The organism is Paenibacillus sp. FSL K6-2441 (assembly GCF_037964765.1).
GTDB classification, from domain to species: Bacteria; Bacillota; Bacilli; order Paenibacillales; family Paenibacillaceae; genus Fontibacillus; species Fontibacillus phoenicis.
The window spans coordinates 2,403,269-2,424,695 of record NZ_CP150174.1 but is presented as its reverse complement, the minus strand read 5'-3'; the positions used below and the strand labels follow the sequence as shown (position 1 = coordinate 2,424,695).

General features: G+C 51.5%; 21 protein-coding genes. 18 read left to right on the top strand and 3 right to left on the bottom strand.

Annotated elements, in window-relative coordinates; all coding sequences use genetic code 11:
• Positions 1–5: 5 nt before the first annotated feature.
• From NSQ80_RS10985 to NSQ80_RS10915, 15 genes are all read left to right on the top strand, one after another.
• Positions 6–824, top strand: coding sequence for a DNA-formamidopyrimidine glycosylase family protein (locus NSQ80_RS10985; RefSeq protein ID WP_260070322.1), 819 nt, complete (start codon positions 6–8; stop codon positions 822–824).
• Complete coding sequence (locus NSQ80_RS10980; RefSeq protein ID WP_339298982.1) at positions 814–1,668, top strand: deoxyribonuclease IV; 855 nt, start codon at positions 814–816, stop codon at positions 1,666–1,668. The genes NSQ80_RS10985 and NSQ80_RS10980 overlap by 11 nt, the downstream gene beginning before the upstream one ends.
• A gap of 52 nt (positions 1,669–1,720) precedes the next feature.
• Positions 1,721–3,100: a cyclic-phosphate processing receiver domain-containing protein gene (locus tag NSQ80_RS10975; protein ID WP_323076592.1), complete on the top strand. Its 1,380-nt coding sequence runs from the start codon at positions 1,721–1,723 to the stop codon at positions 3,098–3,100.
• A 182-nt stretch (positions 3,101–3,282) separates the two neighbouring features.
• Entirely contained in the window at positions 3,283–4,806 is a 1,524-nt protein-coding gene (locus tag NSQ80_RS10970) for a protein kinase (protein ID WP_339298979.1), read from the top strand.
• 20 nt (positions 4,807–4,826) lie between these two features.
• The gene (locus NSQ80_RS10965) at positions 4,827–5,783 is read left to right on the top strand and encodes an SAF domain-containing protein (protein WP_339298977.1); all 957 of its coding nucleotides are present in this window, start codon (positions 4,827–4,829) and stop codon (positions 5,781–5,783) included.
• A gap of 19 nt (positions 5,784–5,802) precedes the next feature.
• Positions 5,803–6,516 (top strand): hypothetical protein, encoded by a 714-nt coding sequence (locus NSQ80_RS10960; protein ID WP_339298975.1) that lies wholly within the window; start codon positions 5,803–5,805, stop codon positions 6,514–6,516.
• Positions 6,513–7,358 (top strand): hypothetical protein, encoded by an 846-nt coding sequence (locus NSQ80_RS10955; protein WP_009226199.1) that lies wholly within the window; start codon positions 6,513–6,515, stop codon positions 7,356–7,358. The genes NSQ80_RS10960 and NSQ80_RS10955 overlap by 4 nt, the downstream gene beginning before the upstream one ends.
• Positions 7,359–7,371: 13 nt before the next feature.
• Positions 7,372–9,249 (top strand): ATPase, T2SS/T4P/T4SS family, encoded by a 1,878-nt coding sequence (locus NSQ80_RS10950; RefSeq protein ID WP_339302169.1) that lies wholly within the window; start codon positions 7,372–7,374, stop codon positions 9,247–9,249.
• Entirely contained in the window at positions 9,239–11,329 is a 2,091-nt protein-coding gene (locus NSQ80_RS10945) for a hypothetical protein (protein WP_339298973.1), read from the top strand. The genes NSQ80_RS10950 and NSQ80_RS10945 overlap by 11 nt, the downstream gene beginning before the upstream one ends.
• A gap of 24 nt (positions 11,330–11,353) precedes the next feature.
• Positions 11,354–11,845 (top strand): hypothetical protein, encoded by a 492-nt coding sequence (locus NSQ80_RS10940; protein ID WP_009226196.1) that lies wholly within the window; start codon positions 11,354–11,356, stop codon positions 11,843–11,845.
• A 27-nt stretch (positions 11,846–11,872) separates the two neighbouring features.
• Positions 11,873–12,337, top strand: a complete 465-nt coding sequence (locus NSQ80_RS10935) for a hypothetical protein (RefSeq protein ID WP_260070319.1) — start codon at positions 11,873–11,875, stop codon at positions 12,335–12,337.
• A 10-nt stretch (positions 12,338–12,347) separates the two neighbouring features.
• Positions 12,348–12,890: a hypothetical protein gene (locus NSQ80_RS10930; RefSeq protein WP_009226194.1), complete on the top strand. Its 543-nt coding sequence runs from the start codon at positions 12,348–12,350 to the stop codon at positions 12,888–12,890.
• A complete protein-coding gene (locus NSQ80_RS10925; RefSeq protein ID WP_339298970.1) occupies positions 12,877–13,875 on the top strand; it encodes a hypothetical protein in 999 nt (332 codons plus the stop codon). The genes NSQ80_RS10930 and NSQ80_RS10925 overlap by 14 nt, the downstream gene beginning before the upstream one ends.
• A 114-nt stretch (positions 13,876–13,989) precedes the next feature.
• Positions 13,990–15,057 (top strand): thiazole biosynthesis adenylyltransferase ThiF, encoded by a 1,068-nt coding sequence (locus tag NSQ80_RS10920; protein ID WP_009226192.1) that lies wholly within the window; start codon positions 13,990–13,992, stop codon positions 15,055–15,057.
• Between the two features lie 95 nt (positions 15,058–15,152).
• Positions 15,153–15,830, top strand: coding sequence for a response regulator transcription factor (locus NSQ80_RS10915; RefSeq protein ID WP_339298968.1), 678 nt, complete (start codon positions 15,153–15,155; stop codon positions 15,828–15,830).
• Between the two features lie 97 nt (positions 15,831–15,927).
• Here the strand turns inward: NSQ80_RS10915 and NSQ80_RS10910 are convergent, their stop codons facing one another.
• Both NSQ80_RS10910 and NSQ80_RS10905 read right to left on the bottom strand, forming a co-directional pair.
• Positions 15,928–16,437 carry a C40 family peptidase gene (locus NSQ80_RS10910; RefSeq protein ID WP_260070315.1) on the bottom strand — a complete coding sequence of 170 codons (510 nt, stop codon included), beginning with the start codon at positions 16,435–16,437 and terminating at the stop codon, positions 15,928–15,930.
• Between the two features lie 302 nt (positions 16,438–16,739).
• Positions 16,740–17,381, bottom strand: a complete 642-nt coding sequence (locus NSQ80_RS10905; RefSeq protein WP_260070314.1) for a thiamine diphosphokinase — start codon at positions 17,379–17,381, stop codon at positions 16,740–16,742.
• A 146-nt stretch (positions 17,382–17,527) separates the two neighbouring features.
• On the opposite strand from NSQ80_RS10905, the gene NSQ80_RS10900 reads away from it, so the two are divergent.
• Positions 17,528–18,220 carry a trimeric intracellular cation channel family protein gene (locus tag NSQ80_RS10900; protein ID WP_260070313.1) on the top strand — a complete coding sequence of 231 codons (693 nt, stop codon included), beginning with the start codon at positions 17,528–17,530 and terminating at the stop codon, positions 18,218–18,220.
• Between the two features lie 100 nt (positions 18,221–18,320).
• On the opposite strand, the gene NSQ80_RS10895 is transcribed toward NSQ80_RS10900, so the two are convergent.
• On the bottom strand, positions 18,321–19,049 hold the full coding sequence (locus tag NSQ80_RS10895) for an alpha/beta hydrolase-fold protein (protein WP_260070312.1): 729 nt from the start codon (positions 19,047–19,049) through the stop codon (positions 18,321–18,323).
• A gap of 253 nt (positions 19,050–19,302) precedes the next feature.
• On the opposite strand from NSQ80_RS10895, the gene pdhA reads away from it, so the two are divergent.
• Positions 19,303–20,370 carry a pyruvate dehydrogenase (acetyl-transferring) E1 component subunit alpha gene (gene pdhA / locus NSQ80_RS10890; RefSeq protein WP_260070311.1) on the top strand — a complete coding sequence of 356 codons (1,068 nt, stop codon included), beginning with the start codon at positions 19,303–19,305 and terminating at the stop codon, positions 20,368–20,370.
• A gap of 48 nt (positions 20,371–20,418) precedes the next feature.
• Positions 20,419–21,399 (top strand): alpha-ketoacid dehydrogenase subunit beta, encoded by a 981-nt coding sequence (locus NSQ80_RS10885; RefSeq protein WP_009226185.1) that lies wholly within the window; start codon positions 20,419–20,421, stop codon positions 21,397–21,399.
• The last annotated feature ends 28 nt before the right edge of the window (positions 21,400–21,427 follow it).

The window sequence follows — 21,427 nt, the reverse complement described above, 5'->3', positions numbered from 1 at the left end:
GTACCATGCCGGAATTGCCGGAGATGGAAAATTATCGAATACAGCTGTCTCAGCATATTTTGGACCTCCCAATTACGGGAGTGAACGTCGGCCGGGAGAAATCCGTGAATTTGCCGGCTGCAGACTTTGCACGAGAACTGATGGGAAGACAGGTCATCTTCATTGAGCGTCGAGGCAAGAACCTGTTGTTCCATCTGGATAATGGACGAAGATTGTTGCTCCACTTAATGCTTGGCGGATTGCTGTACCTTGGCTCCAAGGAGGACCGTCCGGAGCGGAGCACTCAGGTGGAAATCACCTTTGGTGAGAAGCTTGTCCTGTACTTCATCGGGCTGCGTCTTGGTCATTTACACTTGCACAGCGCCAAGGAGGCAGAGGAGCTGCTTTCGCACCTGGGGCCGGAGCTGCTGGACCGGCGGATGAACGAAGAACGGTTTACCGCCCTGCTGCGCAAGCGGCGGGGGAGTCTTAAGACGACCCTTGTCAATCAGGACGTCATTGCCGGCATTGGCAACTGTTACGCGGATGAAATTGCGTTCGCAGCCGAGCTGTTGCCGATGGCCAAGCTGCAAAATTTCAGCGATGAAGATTTTTCACGATTGTATCAAGCGGTTCGGGATGTGCTTATCGAGGCAACGGAGGCTGGCGGTTATATGGAGATGCCGTTAACCCGGGACGATCAGCTGACCGGGGGGGCGAACGAAATCTGCAGGGTGTACGACCGGGAGGGAGAGACCTGTCCACGCTGCGGAGATACCATCGTCAAAGCGGAAATGAACGGGCGCAAAGTGTTTTACAGCCCGGGCTGTCAGCATGACCGATAAGGTGAAGGTTGGGGGACACATTAGCATACGAAGCGGTTACCTTGGGGCTGCCAAAGCCGCGCTGCAGATGGGGGCCGGCGTTTTTCAGTATTTTCCCAAAAATCCGCGGAGCCTTGCGGTCAAAAGCTTTGATCCGCGGGACGCGGAACAATGCCGAACACTATGCCAAAAACACGGCCTGGTGTCCATCGCGCATACCCCTTATCCCAGCAATCTCGCGATCAGCAAGGACGCCGACGGCGAGGCGTACAGTCGAGTCGTACAGTCGTTGCGAAATGATCTGGAAATCGCTGAAGCGTGCGGGTCGATTGGGATTGTGGTACATTTTGGCACATTTAAGGCAGGAAACCCCTTACAAGGATACCAAAATATTATACAATGTATTAATGATGTGCTATCCGGCTGGCAGGGTTCGGCGAAGCTGTTAATTGAGAACCAGGCCGGTGATCACGGCGACATGGGGATGACGATCGAGGAATTGGTCCAAATCCGCAAATTGTGCCGGGATTCGGAGCGCATCGGCTTTTGCCTCGACACCTGCCACGCTTTTGGGGCGGGGATGTGGCGGGGTGAAGGGGATGAGAGCTTTGCGGCCAAAGCCAAGGAGCTAAAGTTCTGGGACGGTCTCTGCGCCGTTCACCTCAACGATTCAAAATACCCGGTATTATCGCGAAAGGACCGTCACGCCCGTGTGGGCCAGGGCCATATCGGCGAAGCCGGCTTTCGCTGGCTGCTGCAGATCGACGCGATTCGGAGAACCCCGCTTATCTTTGAGAGCGAAACCGGGGAAGACGGGACCTACAGAGAGGATATGGAGCGAGTGAGACGGTGGGCGGAGGCCTAGAGATAACCGGACTCCGCTTGGAGTGAAATACCGCGGGAAAGGAAGAACACTATTGATTCATGTATATATGGACGATTTTCGCCGATGTCCGCAGGGATTTACATTAGCGCGCACCGTCGAGGAGTGTCTGGAGCTGCTTCGCTTGACGGAGGTAGACATCTTATCGCTGGATTACGATATGGGGCCGGATGAACCTAACGGTACGGAATTAGCGGCTGCTATGGTGCGGGAAGGGCTTTTTCCCCGTGAAATTTATCTTCATACCTCCAGCATGTCCGGAAAAAAGAGCATGTACGAAATCCTCTATCAAGGCTTGCCGGAGCATGTGAAGCTGCATAATGGGCCAATTCCGTTCGAACGGTTGGAGGAAATCGCCCGAAATTGCAAGGTGCCGCCGCAATCGAAATGGATATGCACGGCGAATCACGGCTTTGCTCCGTATGCCCAGGAGGAGCTGCGCCGCATATTTGGCAGCGTAAAGAGCACGATGCTGGTTCCCGGCGAAGTTTTTGCCGCTTCGCTGCAGTCGATGCCGGAGGACGTGCAGCAGAGGCTACGTCAGGATCCGCCGATTTTTTTGCGGCATGTATTTCTAGTTGATTGGGAATGGTGTCCGGGGGAATCGGAAGAGGTGAATCCAGAGCAATGGCTGGAACCGCTGCGCAAGTATTTGATGGCGGATTTCCGGCTTCCGGGTGCGAAAATTGCCGTGCAAGCACGCAAATCGGACGGCGGGCTATGGCCGGGAACCGCGCCGGAGCTGAAGGACCGTCTGCAGGAATTACTGCAAGACGTGTCTGTTGGGGAATTCGTGGTGCGGGATGCCGATTGGATCATCTCGGTGTTTGCGGGGCAGGATCGGATTTTTGCCGGTGTCGCGCATCCGCAGGATAACCTCTCCGACTGGAACGGCGGTGCGATCCGCTTCCGGAAGGAGGAGGGACAGATCTCGCGGGCGAAGTTCAAGTTGCTGGAAGCTGAAGCTACGTTTGGAATCCCGTTTGAATCGTTCCACGAAGCGCTGGATATCGGCGCGGCACCCGGGGGCTGGACTTCGTTCCTGCTGGAACGCGGTTTGAACGTCACGGCGGTGGATACGGCGAAGCTGCATCCGTCATTGTTATCTTCGCCTAAGCTGACATTTTTGCAGCGCAATGCGAACCGGGTGAAATTTAAGGAAAATCAATTTGATCTGTTGGTTTGCGACATGAGCTGGAGTCCGAAATTGACGGCCAAGCTCGTGACCGAGCTGCTATACGCGTTAGTTCCGGGGGGAACTGCCATCGTGACGGTGAAGCTGCTGACGAAGAAACCGATGGCATTGATTCAGGAGGTTATCACTCAGTTTGAGGAGGCCCGGCTGCAAGTGCAAAGAGCAAAGCAGTTGTTTCATAACCGGGATGAAATCACGCTGTATATGATTAAATATTAATGGAATAAATTAATGGTTTTAAAAAAAGCTTTACATTTGTCGCCAGCCGTTCTATACTAATTCCAAAATTATACATTGAACGCGATTAGGGAAAGCATCCCCAGTCATTTTTTATCGGCCGCATGGCCGGGAAATGATGGAGAGGAGGCTTTCCTTTTTTTGCGTTCAGGAAAGGAGGAGTTATGGCGAGGTTCGTTTCCAAACTCGTTCCTGGCGACTTACTGGCCGGACGTTACCGGATCGAACAACTGATTGGTCAGGGGGGCATGAGCCGGGTGTATCTCGCAGAGGACATCAAGCTACCGGGAAAGACTTGGGCGGTCAAAGAATGCTTGAACGTACCAGGAGCATCGGTGTCCGTCGCTAAGGAGGTCAAGCTGCTGATAACGCTAAATCATCATCGGCTGCCGCGCATTGTTGACTTTATCGACCCCGACCGGGACGGACATTCCTATATCGTGATGGACTATATCCAGGGCGTACCTTTAGATCAATTTATTCGCGCAAGAGAAGGGCGGCTGCCGCTGGAGTTGATTATCCGATTTGGTCTGCAGATCGCGGAAGGGCTGCGTTATCTACATCGGCATGAGCCTCCAGTGATCCACCGCGACGTCAAGCCGGCCAATCTGCTGGTTGACGACAAAGGCGAGCTGCGGTTTGTAGATTTTGGCATCGCTAGAACCTATTCGGCTGGGAAAACGGAAGATACGGTGCAGCTTGGAACGGTTGGCTTCGCGGCGCCGGAGCAATATGGTGATCGCCAAAGCGACGCGCGTACCGATCTGTATTCTTTGGGGGCAGTTCTACTTTATATGGGAACGGGGGGCAGACATACGGTGTGGACATCCGATGCGGCGGCGGCATTACGGGAACATGGCTGCGAACGGCTGCGTCCTATCGTGTCCAAACTGTTGCAGGTTCGCCCGGAGGACCGGTTTGCCTCGGCTGAGGCGGTAAGTGAGGCCTTGGCCTTATTGTTGCGGGGGTTATCAGATGCGACTTCGGCGAATTCAGGTTCGAATGCCCGAATGGCTGAAGTCGTAGCGTACAACGGTCGCCCGGCATTGGTCAGTGTCATCGCTGCCTCAGCCGGGGCCGGTGCAACCCATACCGCCATTGCACTCGCCCACACGCTGGCGCGCAGCATGAAGAGGGTTGCGGTTGTGGAGATGGATCCTAAATCATCAGCCTTTGTTCGGTTAGCTCAACTTCTGGAAGGGGATGAATACGCAGTTGATCTGAACAAGCGAGGGCGGTTTCACATTGGTCAAGTGGTTTATGCCAAGCTGACCTCCCGTGCCGACTATCTCTCCATGCTGTCGGAAGGTTTCGGATGCATCATCTGTGACCTGGGGACGGCCCGCAGCAAGGAGCTACTGGAGGAATTCCGCCGCGCAGACTTGTCCATCGTCGTTGGTGCTGGCGCGGAATGGAGGTACGGGGAGCTCGAACGCTTGGTCGAAGCCTTCAACGTCAAAGGTCAGATCCCTGTATCTTGGAGGATCTGTGTGCCGTTTGCTTCGGCCGCCAGCTTGCGGCGGATTCGCAGGGAACTTCACTTTAAGAGCGTGTATGCCCTTCCTGCGGATCCTAATCCGTTTGATCCCGGGCCGTCGATTTCGGCTGCTCTGCAGGAGGTTTGCGAGCATCTGCTCATGAAGAGCAAACGGCCAGGACTCAGACTGCGAATGAAAGCTAAACCATAGAAAGGGAGTGCTTTAGACTAATGCCCAGATTAAGGCAAAAAACGAAGCAAATGCTGTTATCCGGATTGGTTGGTGTTGTTACGGCAGGCGCGCTGTTTACGGGGTATACCTTCGTGCGGGAAAGACATGTTCATGCTGAGAGGAAAGCCCTTATTCAGGATTATGAAGCCCAGTTGGCCAGCTTACGTGATCAGGCACAGCAGCGGACAGTTCAGGGATGGGTACCTGCACGGGATATTCCTGCCGGCAACCGCATTGCGGCAAGCGACTTAAAACGGGTGGAGCTTCCTGCAAATAGCGTGCCAGCGGACCTCTTTAAATCGCAGGAAGCCATTGCAGGGAAGTACGCCAAGATAGCGTTGCGTTCGATGACACCACTGACGGAGGCACTCGTCTATGAAGAGGCCCCGGTCCCGGACGATTTACGCTGGCGGGAAATGGCGTTTGTTCAGCTTCCGCAAGTTTTGAAGGTGAACGATGTCATTGATATTCGCATTCAATTCCCGACGGGCCACGATTATATTTTGCTGTCCAAGAAGAGAGTAGCGAACCTCAGTTCCGATACGATCACGGTGACGCTGGATGAAGCGGAAATTCTCTCGTTATCCAGCGCGATTGTAGACGCTTATTTACATAAGGCCTCGATATACGCACTCGCTTATGTCGAGCCAAATTTGCAGAGCAAGCCGGTCCCGACATATCCAGTGAACGAAGGCGTTATGGAGCTGATTCGCAAAGATCCGAATATCGTGCAGAAAGCGGAACAGACGCTGAATCTCAGCAATATGGCCCGAAGCGGCTTGGAACGGGATCTATCCGTCATGTCACCACAGCGTGCCAGCGAATTTGCACATAGTCAGACAACCGTTTCGCGTTCGCAAACAGAGGTTCGGGGCGCTGATCAACCCGCTGGCAACATCGTTTCGGATGGAACATCTGGGGACAGTGACCGGTTTGAGCTCGATCCAGCGAAATGAGAGGAGGAAATGAATTGGCATGAAAAGATGGTTGTTCGTAGGGAAGAGCGATAAACGTGACCTGTTACTTTATTTAAGCGGCGTTTTGGCTGCGTCCGGCTCTAAAGTATTGCTAACGGACGGCACGGAGAACAGTAAGTACCGATATTCGATCGGGGATGGAGATTCATATCTTCCGTTAACGGAGTTTTACGGCTTTGATGTCGCTACTGGAACGTCGGGCTTTATGAGCACGATCTCCATGAAGACGAGCAGCGAAGACTCATCTGCAGCATACGATTACGAATTGCTGGACATCGACACGCTAAATGGCCTCACTCCTGAACGGTTGATGTCCGCAAATGAAATTGTATGGGTCACCACTTTCGACCGTTACGAGGTCGAGGTAAGTGCGCAGTGGTTCCGCAGCTTGTTTCAACTTTGGCCGGAGCTGCGGGGGCTGACCGTTCGACCGGTCTTTATCCGCACGGTCGACAGCGGGGTGAACAGCCATTATATTCTGGGCCTGTTAGAAGACCTCCCGCTGGAATGGCGCTCCGAAGCACTCTGTATCCCGTGGGACGAGTCAAATTGGGCTGCTCACTTGGAAAACGAACATTTGCAGCAGTTGCGCCTCCGGAGCTTCTCCCGTTCCTACAAAAGGGCACTTCGCCAACTGCTTCGTGAGCTGGCAGGCTGGGATCACACCGTCGCTAAACGTGCTGTGCGCCAAGCGGAAAGGAGACAAGCATGAGCCGCTTTGTGTTTTGGGATGGCGGTCTTGGCGGCGCCGCCGAAGCTGCTGTGTCTACCGCCGTTACGTTAGGGCTGCGAATTCCGCAGCGACTGCTCCTGCTGAATGAAGGGCCAACTGGACGCGGCTTGGAGGAAGGGATCGGACAAACCGTACGTTTGCACAGCGATACCTTCGGAGAGGGGGCTGTCCCAGAGCATGGTCTTGATGCGCTGCTGCGTTTGCAGTCAAGCGGACGATTAACGGCGAGCAACTTGAGCGATTATACCGTTCCGCTGCTGCGCGGACGCCTTGATCTAGTGTGCGGGACGCGGTTAGCGGACTCGGCTAGGAAGGAACTAGATAACGAGGGCATCGCTGAAATATTGGCGATTGCCGAACAATCGTACGGATGCCTGATCCTTCAGGCACAAAACCGGCGATTAAGCGAGGTGCTGCAGGAGCAGCGCGAAGGAGATGTTCTAGTCGCTGTGTTGCCGCATCGACTGGGAATCATGGATGAATGGTTTGCGGATGTTGCTTCTTATCTTGGCGAACCGAACAGAAAATTGCTTTTCGTCATTTCGCCCTTTGATCCCCGGTCCCGCTGGGGACTAAACAATCTGAAGCGGCGCTATTCCGGCGTGCAAAGGCTGATCGGGATTCCGTATCATACCGGGTTCTCGGATGCCTGGAATGCCCGGAACATCTTAGCGTATTTTCGCCAAACTCCGATCTGGTCGAAACGGAGGGGAGAGCGTGAGCTTCTACTGAAAGGATACTACGAGCTCGGAGACATGCTGATGGAAATGGCGGCAGGAACTACTAGTGCATCCATTTCACCGAAGGAAAGGGGGGCGTAAAGTGAATGGGCTGATGAACGGGTTAATCATCACGCTTCTTGTCCTGGCGGTACTGATCTTTTTGTGGCGCAAGGCCAACATGACGGGACCTGGGAGAGTGGAGCGTCCAAATGGGCAGGATCGCTTCGAATGGTCAGCTATTGTAACCTACATCAAAGAACGGTTGCATGAACTTAGCCGTACGAGCGGATTGGATTGGGGATTAAGCGAGGAAGCATGGAACCGTAAAGCGAAAGCGCGTGCGGAGCTTCGTCAAGCGCTTCGTGGCTGCGCGTATGGGGATCCGAAGGACAAGCAATATATTAAGTCGTTTATCCGCGACATGTTGGCAGGAGATTACGGAATCAACGAACACAATATCGACCGGATCTTGCCTTTTCATCGCCAGGAGCTGTTAACAGCCCAAGACCGCTTCGATATCTTGTTGTACCTTTACAAGCAGCAGTATGGTGCCGACGGTCTAGCGCAAATGATCGAAGACTATGCGCTGGATGAAGCGAAACCGCCAAAAACGTCTGAGGGTTCCCCCGTATACGAAATTACCGGTGAGGACATTGACCGTATCTTTTTCTTAGAGTATCGCCCCCTGACGTTTCAGGAGAAGCTGGATCTCGTCGTCCAGCGGGTTTACCAAATGTATAAGGGCTTCTCGGTGGTGGACGAGCTGCGGGAGATGCGGATCGACGGACTGAGCGGCGGTGTAAGCGGGATTCCAAGCGGATATGGGGCGGTTGAGCCTTCCTCTGGCATTGGCCATAGGTACGAGGGGAACGACAGGTTTTTGTTTGCTGTGGATGAGGATGGGGAGCAACTGACCCGTTCTTGGGAGAGCGTCTGGATTTTCTATCGAGGTAAGAGTATCCGCCTGTCATTTCTCTCCTTTGGCAGCGAAGCGGAGTTAAAACGCGTTTGTCAGAACATCTATAAATTTAATCTGCCAGGCCAACTATCAGAGGTTAACGGATATAAGGTGAACGAGATGCAGGACGGTTCGCGGATTGTGGTCGTCCGGCCGCCATTTGCAGAGACGTGGGCTTTTTTCGTGCGGAAATTCGATATGATTGGCACCTCGTTGGAGCACTTGATCCAGGGGGAGAACGCCGAGCTGCCGATCGGGCTGCTGAAATATTTCATGAAGGGCAGCCGGATTACTTCCATTACGGGTTCGCAGGGATCAGGCAAAACAACGCTGTTGATGGCGATGGTCAAGTATATCTATGCCGCATATACGTTGCGTGTGCAGGAAATGTCCTTTGAGCTGCATTTGCGCCGCTTGTACAGCGGACGCAACATTTTAAGCTTTCGGGAGACCGATTACGTGAGCGGGCAAGCAGCATTGGATCTGCAGAAAAAGACAGACGGTACCGTCCACATCCTAGGGGAGGTCGCCACGGACGAGGTTGCCGCCTGGATGGTGCAGATGGCGCAGGTAGCCAGCTTGTTCACTATTTTTACGCACCATGCCAAGACGTTTCGCGATCTAATCGAGTCGCTGCGCAATTCGCTGCTGAAAACCGGTGTGTTTCGCGACGAACGAGTCGCTGAGCTGCAGGTTGCTACCGTTATTGACTTTGACGTGCACCTGCGCCGCGATATGACGGGACGGCGATATATCGAGCGGATCACTGAATGCTGCCGCCGGGAGCCAGAGAACAGGGCGGGGCAGGAAGGGCAGGGTTTCCAACCAGCGGCGGGAGGTCAATTGACTTCAGTTCATCATGCCAATTATGAGGAACGGGTGATCATGGAATACCGAAATGGCCGTTATGTTGCTGTGCAACCGATATCTCGCCAGACCCGAGAGGCTATGGCCCGGGAGATGCTGCCGGAAGACGCCGCGGAATTTGAACGGTTTGTTGGCTCGTATTGGGGGGAGAAGGTTGGAGCTTAAGTCGATCCTGCTGATCGTGTTGGGAGCATCAGTCCTTGGCGGCATCGGATTGTATGCTGTCGGTCAATGGCTCGGAAGAAAGGAAAATCCGTTATGGGTAGATGCTGGGAGTACGGTTGGTGCCTCTCCTAAGCAAACGCTGGGCGGGATTCGGCAATGGTTTACAGCGTTCCTGCTTAAGTCGTATGCCGCTTGGATGAAGGTGCCTCCGTTAAGGTATTATGCGGGAAAAATCCGTATGCGGCTCGCGCTTAGTTATCCCCAGGACGAGCTGAAGCTAAGGCGACAAACGATGAAGCTCGCTTATGGGATCACAGGGTCATTCGCTGGATCGATCGCCATCTTAACTGCGATGCATCCCGACGTGTTGTTTGTTCTGTCGCTGCTGATCACCGCTGTCGTCCTGCAAGACCTGCTGATCGATGGTTACGTCAATCGATTAGAAGTCAAGCTGCTGGAGCAGCTGCTTGATTTCTTCGCTGCCGTTCGGCATGCGTTTCACCGGCATGGCATGGTACCTGATGCGATTGAGGAAGCCGGCGAAGCGATGGGCCGTGAAATCGGGGTTCATGCCCATTGGATCAGCGAGGCGCTGGTTGATGCTGACCCGGACATCGCTTTGGAAAAATATTATGAGAAGGCTCCCTGCCGGTATTTGAAGGCCTTTGCCGGCATTTCCCGGCTGGTATCGGAGTACGGCGACCGGAATCGCTCGGAAGGTTCCATGTACCTGCGCGGCATCAGCCGCCTGACCGGAGAAGTTCAATTGGAGCTCATCCGCAGAAGACGGTTGGATTATTTGCTGAAAGGACTGCATGTCATCGCTTTAGTGCCGGTCTTTTTTACGAAGCCGGTTGAGATGTGGGCCAGGGGACATTTCCCGTTAATGGATGCGTTCTATTTAAGCAAAGCAGGGATGTTAATCAAAGCGGTCCTATTTCTGACCATTCTGCTCAGTTATGTTCTGCTGCAGAAGCTGAAGAATGAAGAAGAAACAGCTTATCGAGCCAAGCCTACAAACCTATCGTGGGAAGCCAGGGTCTATGCGCACCGAATCCTTGGCCGTTTTTGCCGCCAGTTCGTTCCGTCGCCCGAATCCGTAGCCTATCATCGAATTTCTCAGCTGCTAAAGGAGACGAATCATCGGCTTCGGATCGAAGCGTTTCAGGTCAGACGAATCAGCATTTTGGGATTAAGCTTCGTCCTTGCACTCGGGGGATTCCTTGTGCTTCATCAGCTTACGAAGCAGCGGATTTTGACGGAGCCTCCAGCCGTATCCACCTTTTTTGGCGCTTTGCCGAAGGACACCGTTGATGCCGGACGACAGGAGGCTGCACGAGATGCTGCGGTCATGCGTCAATTGGGCATGTCAGCAAAGGCTAGCTACGATGAAGTCTTCCGCTCCGTCTCCAAAATGCTGGAGGATGCAGAAGAGGGGAAGGCCCATGAAGAGTTATCAGAAGCTACCCACAGAATCCTAGACAAATTGCAGCGCTGGAATCAGGAATATCTCAAATGGTGGGAGTTTGGTTTGGCCTTACTAGCCGGATTGGCCGGATACTACCTGCCGCTATGGATGCTTTACTTCCAGCGTTGGATGCGATTGATAGACATGCGGCATGAGGTGTATCAGTTTTTGGCGATGATTGCGATCCTGCGGGAACTGGAGCGGATCTCCGTGGAAGAAATCCTAGAATGGCTGGCCTCTTACGCGCTGATCTTTCGGGAGCCATTGCATAAATGCCTCTTGAACTACAGCTTTAGCCCTGAGGAAGCGCTGCTGGAGCTAAAGCGGGAGGTCGTTCTGGAGGAATTCCAACGGCTGGCGGACAAGCTGCTGCTGGCGTCGGAGAAGCTGTTGGTTGCCGATGCCTTTGACGATCTTGACAGCGATCTGTCCTATCAATTTGAGCGGAGACGGTTGGATTACGAGAAATCGCTGGATATCAAAGCGAATTGGGGGCGTATGATTGGCTTTACTCCCATGTATGCTCTGGTCTTCGCTTATTTGGTGATTCCTCTAATTTGGATGAGCTTTGAACAAATGAACTTATATTTTGAACAGCTTCAAAAATTATAAAAAAATTTAAGGAGGCATTTATCCATGAACAACGCTTCATCCGCACTAAAGGTTGCAGCCGGGATCTTTTTGACAATAGCTTTGATTACGATTGTAGTTATCTTGTTTGTTTCTGCTCAGGAAGCGACCAAAACGGCGCAAAACAGCTTCTCCGATATCCAGACGGAGCTGTCCCAAGCCTCGTTTACCGTCTATGACGATACGACCGTCAGCGGTTCGCAGGTTACCAATGCATTACGGAAATTCAAGGATCGCGATCAATTTGGCATCTTGGTGAAAACCGGGAAGAACAGAGGCGGGGAATGGTATGGAGATATCCTGAACGTTAATGAATCTGAGTCTTCGGAATATTACGGTGCGGTGATCAATCATAGCAATGCGCCGATTAGTAATGCCTGGGACGAGCGGCTAAATGAATATGTCAATCCGAGCGGCAAGTTCAAGGCGAAGGTGGTCAAGGACAGCTCGAATGTGGTTCGAGGATTGATATTTACACAGACAACGCTACTTCCGTAATGGGAAAGGCTGGAGGCATCATTTAAGGTGATCAATCATGTAAAAAGTCTGGTATGGCTGCTTTTCTCCGTCAGCTCTTTTTTGGCCGTTGCCATCTATATGCTGGACATCGGAGCGAATCAGAACGCATCCTATGACGCGCTCGCGGTGCAGCTACACGGCGTTGGACGCAGCGTCTACGCGCTTGAAGGAAGTGTGCTCACAAGCGAAACAGGGGAGAGATCCCGCGATGATGATCCTCTGGGGGACACAAGCGGCGGATTTAGCGGGAATGATCTCCTTCATCGGATTCCGGATTGGATTGAGCTCGGCGTAGAGATCGAGGTGAATGGGGAAGTTTTGAATACCGTCCCATTTGGTCTATTGGAGGATGTGTTGGAGCAAAGCCGTAAACGCGCTCTGGAAGTATTGGATTTACGGGCGAATTACAGCATTGAACATAGGTTTGATTCATCAGGGAAAGAAGTTCGGGTGATTATTCAAAGAAAGTAGGTTGCAGTGAATGGTAAACGCCTTGTCGAAAATAACGGCTGCGCTGCTTGCCGTGCTGCTCCTGTTTCTGTTTCCAGCGTTGCAGGCTGCGCAGCGCCAGGAGGATCTCCGATATTTGGCGGCGTACCATACGTTGGTACAGTTTGCGGATGCCGTGCGGAACAAAGGGTTCGTCACGCCGGACATGTACGAGGATTTTGTCCATGAACTGGAGTTATCCGGAGGATGGTATGAGGTTGAGCTGGAGCATCGTCATAAGATCTATCACCCGGAATACGGCGATCCGGCTGACCCGGGAACTTTCTTAGGTGATTTCAGCGTCGTATACAATGCTTACTATACCTCAGATATTTTAAAGGTCCTGTTTCCATCCGGAACAGGGCAAGAAGGTGTCCCGTACAAGCTAGAGGAAGGGGACTTCTTCACCGTTACAGCCTACGACCGCTCCCGGAGCCCGCTGGATATTCTATCGGAGTTTCTATATAACAGTGCAGGGAAGAAGGGACCGTCTTTACTCACCTACGGAGGTATGGTGCTCAATGAAGATTACTGACTGGGCCGTGATCTTTGTCATCATTATTGCTCCAGTTGTTTGGCTGGGCGGGCTGCGAGCGGAAAATTTACGGGAGGTTAACCGGCTTGAGACCCGATATACGGCCGCCTTGCGCACGGCGGTTCAGGATGCAGCGGCTTCGTTAAACCGGAACGAGCTGCAGCAATTCGAGAGCGGGTACGGATCCTCGAAATGGATGCGGGCGGATAAAGAGCAAGCCCTTGCCGCACTGCTTCGGAGCTTGTCCTTGAATTTCGGCGTAGCTGACGATCCGGCGGGACAGCAGTCGCTTCTAGCTTATATCCCGGCGATCGTTGTCATGGACTATGACGGCTATTTTCTGTATGCAGCGGACATGGATCTGAGCAGTGATACGTGGACTTACCGGTGGCAGGACAAAAAGCCCTATACATATTTAGACGCAAGCGGGAACAGTATCGCGTTTACGTTGGATAGGAACGTGACGGCTTACGATGCAGCGGCGAACCACTGGGTCAGCGGGCTGCAAACCGAGATTAAGTCCGAGATCTCCATTCCGCTGCTGCAGAATGAGGAAACCTTTGATGCCGTTCGGCGTGCAACGATCGTCCGCCGGATTGAAGAGGATCTGGCCCGGGCGATTCGCGCTCATAATCGGATTGCGGCAAAGCTGGGAGTGGATTATACGTTTACGCTGCCGGTGATCCCGCAGGAGGAGTGGAATAATACGTTAGATGATGTCGGAATCCTGGTGTTTCTGCAAGGCATTCCGGTAGGTGATCGCTACTATAACAACTATGCATTCGGCGGGGGAAGATTAGACCTGGCACCGGCGATCGTTGGAGCAGTTGATCCGACCACGGGGTTAAAATATTACTATCGAATGACCTGTGCTCGTGCCTCGGAGTTAGGTTATCGCGAAGAGGAGATCTTCCCGAATGAACGTGCTGCGGCCGAAAACGGGTATTTTTCGCTGGATTGTAGAGCATTCGAACCTGAAGAGTGAGGGGAACTCCTTTGAATTCTTGCCCTATCTGTACTATGCTTGAAACAAACCATCGAAGCGGTTGTTTCACCGGATTCGATAAGAAGACAAGCATTGGCGAGGGGAGTGCGGAAATTGGAGAGAACGCATACTGAGCAACAACTGCAGCATGAACGCCAGCAACCGGATCGATATTCCCGGCAGCGATTGTTTGCACCGATAGGTCATGCGGGCCAAGACCAGCTTGAACAAGCGAAGGTGTTAGTCGTTGGAGCTGGGGCGCTTGGCACAGGGATCGCTGAAACGCTCGTTCGCGCAGGTGTCGGACATCTGGTGATCGCCGACCGGGATTACGTGGAATGGAGCAATCTGCAGCGACAGCAGCTATTTTCTGAAGCGGATGCGGCCGGACGAGTACCGAAAGCGATCGCGGCCAAGCAACGGTTAAATGCAATCAATAGTCAGGTGCGCATCGATGCCCATGTGATGGATGTTGATCCGGAGGAATTAGAAGACCTCATTCATGGCGTTGACCTCATCATGGATGCTACGGATAATTTCGATACGAGATTGATGATTAACGACATCTCGCAAAAATATCGCATTCCCTGGATCTACGGCGGATGCGTAGGCAGTTACGGAATAACTTACACGATTCTGCCCGGCGAAACGCCTTGCTTGAACTGCTTACTAGGGACTGTACCGCTCGGCGGAGATACTTGCGACACCGTAGGGGTGATCCCGCCGGCCGTACAAATGGTCGTAGCCCATCAAGCAACGGAAGCATTAAAGCTGCTCACCGGAAATACGGAGGCGTTACGGGGCACATTGCTGACCTTTGACCTGTGGCGAAACGAGCAAACCTCAATTAAAGTGGGCACAGCCAAACGGGACGATTGCCTTTCTTGCGGAAGCGAAGCCACCTACCCGTATCTGTCTGCGGCCGGCAACCGAAAGACGGAGGTGCTTTGTGGCAGGGACACGGTGCAGATTCGTCCGGCAACAAAACGGAAGCTTGAACTGCAGGAGATGGCAATGAGGCTGGAACGATTGCAAGAGGGGAAGGTGGAGGTAAATCCGTTCTTGCTCTCTTTTACAATCGATGAAAAGCGGTTGGTCTTGTTTGCGGACGGGAGAGCGTTAATTCACGGTACGCAAGATCCTTCAGAAGCCAAAACCATCTATGATCGCTATATAGGTTAAGGATCAACATGATCCTTTCCGGGTGACCGAATGATTTCCCGGTGGAATGACCATCTTATTAATGGATTGGCAGATGCAGGTAAGGTGGTCGCGCGATGAAAGGTTACATTATGCTTGTTTTAGAGGATCAGGCTCAAGGGGAGCGAATCAAGGCTGGATTAGAGGAAGCCGGCTATCAGGTCGATTGGAAGCAAAGCGGCTCCGGCGTGCTTCGTATAATAGAAGAAGAGCTTCCGGATTTGCTGCTGCTGGGTATGGATTTGCCGGATGATGCTTCCCGGGTCCTTCTGGAGGAAATTGGGCGGTTCGCTCCGTTTCCGCTGATCCTTCTGCTTAAGGAGTGGAACACCGATGACGTTGTCGCCGGCTTTGCCGGGGGAGCCAACGATGTCGTTCCGATCACGATCCCCATGGCTGAGTTGTATGCTCGGGTTGGTCATTTGATTTCACTGTTCAAACGGCTGGGGGATGGCTCCCTAACCGAGTTGACCTTTGAGGATTTACGAGTCGAGCTGCGCAGCCGCAAGGCTTGGAGAAACGGGGAGTCCATTCGATTGACGCCGAAGGAATTCGATCTGCTGCTCTTTTTGATGAAGCGGGCTGGGAAGGTGTGCGGACGGGACTTGATCCTGCAGCAGGTTTGGGGGTATGATTTTTCAACCGGAACCAACGTGGTGGATGTCTATATTCGGCATTTACGCAAAAAAATCGATAAAGGCCATTCGAGAAAGCTGCTCCATACGATTCGCGGCACCGGATATATGTTTGGTTAAACGTAAGCCAGCCGTTTATCCCATGGCAAAGGAAAAAGTCGTTGCGATCAACTGATCTATGCAACGACTTCTTATATCAAGAGGGGGGCTTGTCCGACTAAAGGACGCGACGAGCCTTCAGATAAGTACTTTTCCAGTTGCCTGAGTTCAAATTGGAAATCGTTACCCCTGGCTTCCCGTAAGTATGAATAATTTTTCCGTTGCCCATATAGATCGCTACATGGGTTACGTTCTTACCGTTTGCCCGGCTGCCGCTGGAGAAGAAGACCAAATCGCCCGCTTTCAGATTGGACTTCGACACAGCGTATCCCACTTTAGCTTGTGCAGCGGAAGTGCGCGGCAAATCAACGCCATATTTCTTAAATACATATTTCGTAAAGGAAGAGCAGTCGAATACCTTAGTCGTCGAAGTCGATGCTCCGAATTTGTAAGGAGTGCCCAGGAAATTCTTCGCGTAGTTTACAACCTGCGTGCCTTTGGATACGGCAGTGCTTGTTGCCGATTGGGCTTGTACTGGTTCAGCACCACCAGCAAGCAGCGTACCGAAACCAATGGCGGACACCAGTCCAACCGTCAATACTTTTTGGAATAGTTTGCGTTTAATCATGTTGTAATACCTCCAATTTGTGATTTGACCGGTTCGTTAGTTGGAGTATAACAGATTTGTAATCTCCTATATTTTGGTAGAATGTCCTAAAAACCTTGGGCCACAACGGTTTGGAGGCAATTATTAAAATAACATTAAAGTTTACATTTTATTAAGATATAGAGAATTTCCTTACACCTTTACATATGAAAATCAATGAAAAAACCCTTGAAAAACAAGGGTTCTGCTTTTCTTTCATCTTTTCTTCTAAGGGTCACCTAAAGGTTACAAAAATGATACATATTAAAAAACGAATCAAATGGCTAATCGCGGCTATGAATAATGAGCAACCAGCCCTCGTTCACATGCACCGTTCCGACGGGAGCCGCCAATTGATTGCTCACCGCTAGAGATTGACCTATTCGGAGTGTTGCATTATCTAGCGGGTACATGAATCCTTCTAACGTAATTCCGGTTACGACAGGGGTCAGCGGGAGCAGAGAAACATACGTATATCCGCGATCCTCAACCTGGCAGACCGATCCGCACAACGTAATGTAATTATGTTCATCCCATATGGCGCAGGTAATGCCTTGCTCCGCTGCACGCAGCAACATATGTATATTGGCCAACGTATGATCCAAGCGGGTTCCGATTACGCCGGTTAATACAATTTCTGCCGGGTTTCGCTGGACGGCAAGGTCAAAGGCCAGCTCCGTATCCGTCAGATCTTTATCAATCGGATCGCAGATGACCAGCTCTTTGCTGCAGCTACGAATCCGATCCAGCTCTTCCTCGTTCACGGAATCGAAATCGCCCACTGCCAGATGCGGTTTCATCCCGTGCTCCACCAGAAATAAGGCCCCGCGGTCAGCGCCGATCAAAAAATCATCCGAACGCACCTCACGAAGCATTCCCGGATCTAAACCTCCGCCTGCAAAAATGAGCACCCGGTTCACAGTCATTTCGATTTTCTTCCTTTCCCGAACAATATCTTCTGCTTTCGTTAGTATAATTCAGATTTTAGGGTTGCACAATTTCCACTTGTGGGCCTACAATGGGGATTGATAAATAAAAAGCTGACAATGAAAGGCAGAGAAGGACGGAAGAGATGCACATCTTTGAGATTTTTAGCATCATCGGGACGGTAGCGTTTGCGATGTCCGGCGCGTTCGTGGCGATGGAAGAGGAGTACGACATCCTCGGCGTGCTGGTGCTGGGTTTGGTGACGGCGTTTGGCGGCGGGATCATCCGCAATGTCTTGATCGGCGTCCCGGTAACGACGTTATGGGGGCAAGGGGATTTAATTATGTTGGCCGTGATGTCCGTGTTTGTTGCCTTCGTGCTGCCGATGCCATGGGTTCGTCGTTGGAAACGGACGGAGGTCCTGTTCGATGCGATTGGTTTGTCGGCTTTTGCAATTCAAGGGGCATTGTATGCCACGGACATGAAGCATCCGATGAGCGCGGTGCTGGTGGCGGCGGTGTTGACCGGTATCGGGGGCGGTATTATCCGCGATTTGCTGGCCGGGCGTAAACCGCTGGTGCTGCGCGACGAAATCTATGCGGTATGGGCGATGCTGGCAGGGCTGGCAGTTGGGATGGGGTGGTTCGTTTCAACTGTGGAATTGATTTTGTTGTTTGCGGCTGTCGTCTTCTTCCGGATGTTATCCGTCCATTATAAATGGAAGCTGCCTAGACGGTCACTAACAACAGGGGATATCTATATTGGAACGGAAGCGAAGCCTAAGACTAAAACAAAGTCCAGTTCTGAGCGGGCTATTGTGCAGGATCAGACTCCTTAACGCGCATAAGAGACCATGCAGAAAGACATCAAGAGAGGCTGTCCGAAGTAGATGAAGGTTCTACCTTGGACAGCCTCCCATTTTTCTGGATATGAAAGCGTTATTTTAAGAAGTGTACCAGCGCATCAGGCAGCTCTTGCTGCCAAAATCCCCATAAATGTTTCCCGTCCTTCTCGAAATAGGTGACGCGGGCTCCGCGTTCTTCAAGTAAGGCCTTGGCTTTGCGATTTAACTCAACAAAATTATAGGTGCCTGTATCCGTTGTATAATGATCCTCTTGCAATCCCACGATCATGAAGAGCGACAAATAGGAGAGATCGGTCTCTTGAGCGAGAATCTTCAGAGATGGTTCATAGTAGGCGCCGGACAAGCTGATGATTTTGGAAAACAGTTTCGGATTTTTCATAGCCAGATGAAGGGAGACAGTTGCCCCTAAAGAGTCACCAGCCAGCACCCTTTCCTCGGGTTCACGACGAACCGGATAATTGCGTTCGATGAAGGGAATAATTTCTTCCGTGAAACAGCGGGTATAGGCCTCAAAACGGTTTCCGAACGGGGCATATTCTTCTGTGCGCACTGCAGTATTTACTTCAATGCCAACAATGATGAACGGCTCGATCCCTTCATCTAAGATCAGTCGATTGGCATGTGTCGCAATTCGTCCGAAATTGAAGAACTCCTCGCCGTCCTGACAGTAAACGACAGGATAACTGAGGATTTCGTTATAACCTGGAGGCAGATACACGCGCAGATAACGTTTCTCTCCTAAGAACTGGCTATGGATTTCCTCTTTGACAACGGTTCGTTTCAAATATTTCGAATCTGTCATAGTTCTACACACTCCGTACGATAGATTTTGCTTTTGGATGTTGAATCAAGTAACATTTAGCATGATGCAGGATATCGCTAGCTTACCACAAAATAGATCTGTGTTATACTAATTTCCCAAAACTGTTACATACACAAAGATAAAAATATAACACAACAACCCTTAATTCCTTTGACTTCTAGAATGAAACAGGAGTATAATAATTCTATAACAGAGGAACAAGTTAATCAAATATTCAGTCGAGGTGAAAAAAATGAGCAAGATTCCTTATGAAGTATACACGGAAGAAGTAGAAGCTTTGACCGTGCTCTCGCCAGACGGTGAAATCGTTAACAAAGATAAAGTACCGGCTCTGTCCGACGATGAATTAAAAGAATTGATGTATCGCATGGTATTTACCCGTACTTGGGACGAACGTGCGATCAACTTGGGCCGCCAAGGCCGCCTCGGATTTTATGCTCCAGTTTCCGGGCAAGAAGCGACAATGGTAGGTAGTGAATTTGCGCTGGATAAAGAGGACTTCATCTGCCCGGGTTACCGCGATATGCCGCAGCTCGTATGGCATGGACTTCCACTGTATCAAGCTTTCCTGTATTCCCGCGGCCATCAACATGGCGGACAAATTCCGGAAGGCGTTAACGTACTTATGCCGCAAATCATCATCGGCGCACAAGTATTGCATGCAATGGGGATCGCCATGGGCTACAAGCTCAAAAAGCAAAAACAAGTCGTTATCACTTACACCGGTGACGGCGGTTCTTCCGAAGGCGATTTCTACGAAGCATTGAACTACGCTGGCGTATTTAAACTGCCGGTTATTTTCTTCGTGCAAAACAACGGTTATGCCATCACGACACCGTTCTCCAAACAAACTGCAGCTTTGTCGATCGCGCACAAAGCAGTTGCTGCTGGGATCCGCGGCGTGAAAATCGACGGGATGGACGTATTTGCAGTTATCAGCGCCGTGCGTGAAGCTGCTGAACGTGCCCGCAACGGGGAAGGCGCTACTTTGATTGAAGCCGTAACTTATCGTTTCCGTCCACACTCCCTGTCTGACGACACTTCGAAATACCGGACGAAGGAAGAAGAAGGTCAATGGAGCGAGAAAGACCCGATCGCTCGTCTGGCTAAATATTTGGAGAAGAAGGGTCTTTGGACCGAAGAAGATACCGCTCGTGTGAAAGAAGAAGCGAAAGCGAAAGTAAACGAGCATATTAAGAAAGCAGAACAAACGGAAAAAATGACAATTCCTGGCCTGATCGACAGCATGTTTGAAGTAACGCCTAAACACCTGGAAGAGCAAAAGGCCGATTTTCAATAAACGTACGTGTAAATTAGTCTGATCGTTCTATAGAGGAGGATACAAGCAATGGCACAAATGAATATGAAAGAAGCGATTCGCGACGCCTTGCGCGTCGAACTGCAACGCGATCCAAATGTTCTGATTTTCGGCGAAGACGTAGGTAATGTCGGCGGGGTGTTCCGTGTAACAGAAGGTCTGCAAAAAGAATTCGGGGAAGAGCGCGTAATGGATACGCCTCTCGCAGAATCCGCTATTGGCGGTTTGGCGGTAGGCTTGGGGATTCAAGGCTTCCGTCCAATTGCGGAAATTCAGTTTGTTGGCTTTATTTTTGAAGCATTGGACCAAATTCTTGTACAAGCGGCCCGGATGCGTTACCGTTCCGGCGGACGTTATCATTCCCCGATCGTGTTCCGTACTCCGTTTGGCGGCGGCGTTAAAGCGGCTGAGTTGCATACCGACGCTTTGGAAGGCCTGATCGCCCAAACTCCGGGGATCAAGCTGGTCGTTCCTTCGAACCCTTATGACGCGAAAGGTCTGTTGATCTCTGCGATCCGCGATAACGATCCTGTATTCTTCATGGAACACTTGAACCTGTACCATGCGTTCCGCGAAGAAGTGCCGGAAGGTGAATATACCGTTGAACTGGGCAAAGCCAAAGTCGTTCGCGAAGGTTCCGATGTAACGATTCTTGCATACGGTCTTATGGTTCATACCGCAGTTAAAGCTGCTGAAGAATTGGAAAAAACCAAAGGCATTAAAGCTGAAGTGATCGACCTGCGCACCCTCGTGCCGCTCGACATCGAAACGATTATTGCCTCTGTGAAGAAAACGAATCGCGCTATCATCGTTCAAGAAGCGCAAAAATCGGCCGGTATCGCTGCGGAAGTCATCGCGCAAATTAACGAGAAAGCGATTCTGCACCTGGAAGCTCCTGTACTGCGTATCGCTCCACCGGATACCGTTTATCCGTTCGCGCAAATCGAAGATCAATGGCTGCCGTCTCCGGCTCGCGTGATCGATGGTGTTAACAAAGTGCTGGAATTCTAAATCGAAGAACAAATAGGAGGTCTTTCCT

Coding starts and splice junctions, on each gene's coding strand:
- NSQ80_RS10985 (WP_260070322.1), top strand. CDS start 6: ATGCCGGAATTGCCGGAGATGGAAAATTATCGAATACAGCTGTCTCAG.
- NSQ80_RS10980 (WP_339298982.1), top strand. CDS start 814: ATGACCGATAAGGTGAAGGTTGGGGGACACATTAGCATACGAAGCGGT.
- NSQ80_RS10970 (WP_339298979.1), top strand. CDS start 3,283: ATGGCGAGGTTCGTTTCCAAACTCGTTCCTGGCGACTTACTGGCCGGA.
- NSQ80_RS10965 (WP_339298977.1), top strand. CDS start 4,827: ATGCCCAGATTAAGGCAAAAAACGAAGCAAATGCTGTTATCCGGATTG.
- NSQ80_RS10960 (WP_339298975.1), top strand. CDS start 5,803: ATGAAAAGATGGTTGTTCGTAGGGAAGAGCGATAAACGTGACCTGTTA.
- NSQ80_RS10955 (WP_009226199.1), top strand. CDS start 6,513: ATGAGCCGCTTTGTGTTTTGGGATGGCGGTCTTGGCGGCGCCGCCGAA.
- NSQ80_RS10950 (WP_339302169.1), top strand. CDS start 7,372: ATGAACGGGTTAATCATCACGCTTCTTGTCCTGGCGGTACTGATCTTT.
- NSQ80_RS10940 (WP_009226196.1), top strand. CDS start 11,354: ATGAACAACGCTTCATCCGCACTAAAGGTTGCAGCCGGGATCTTTTTG.
- NSQ80_RS10930 (WP_009226194.1), top strand. CDS start 12,348: ATGGTAAACGCCTTGTCGAAAATAACGGCTGCGCTGCTTGCCGTGCTG.
- NSQ80_RS10925 (WP_339298970.1), top strand. CDS start 12,877: ATGAAGATTACTGACTGGGCCGTGATCTTTGTCATCATTATTGCTCCA.
- NSQ80_RS10915 (WP_339298968.1), top strand. CDS start 15,153: ATGAAAGGTTACATTATGCTTGTTTTAGAGGATCAGGCTCAAGGGGAG.
- NSQ80_RS10910 (WP_260070315.1), bottom strand. CDS start 16,437: ATGATTAAACGCAAACTATTCCAAAAAGTATTGACGGTTGGACTGGTG.
- NSQ80_RS10905 (WP_260070314.1), bottom strand. CDS start 17,381: ATGACTGTGAACCGGGTGCTCATTTTTGCAGGCGGAGGTTTAGATCCG.
- NSQ80_RS10900 (WP_260070313.1), top strand. CDS start 17,528: ATGCACATCTTTGAGATTTTTAGCATCATCGGGACGGTAGCGTTTGCG.
- NSQ80_RS10895 (WP_260070312.1), bottom strand. CDS start 19,049: ATGACAGATTCGAAATATTTGAAACGAACCGTTGTCAAAGAGGAAATC.
- pdhA (WP_260070311.1), top strand. CDS start 19,303: ATGAGCAAGATTCCTTATGAAGTATACACGGAAGAAGTAGAAGCTTTG.
- NSQ80_RS10885 (WP_009226185.1), top strand. CDS start 20,419: ATGGCACAAATGAATATGAAAGAAGCGATTCGCGACGCCTTGCGCGTC.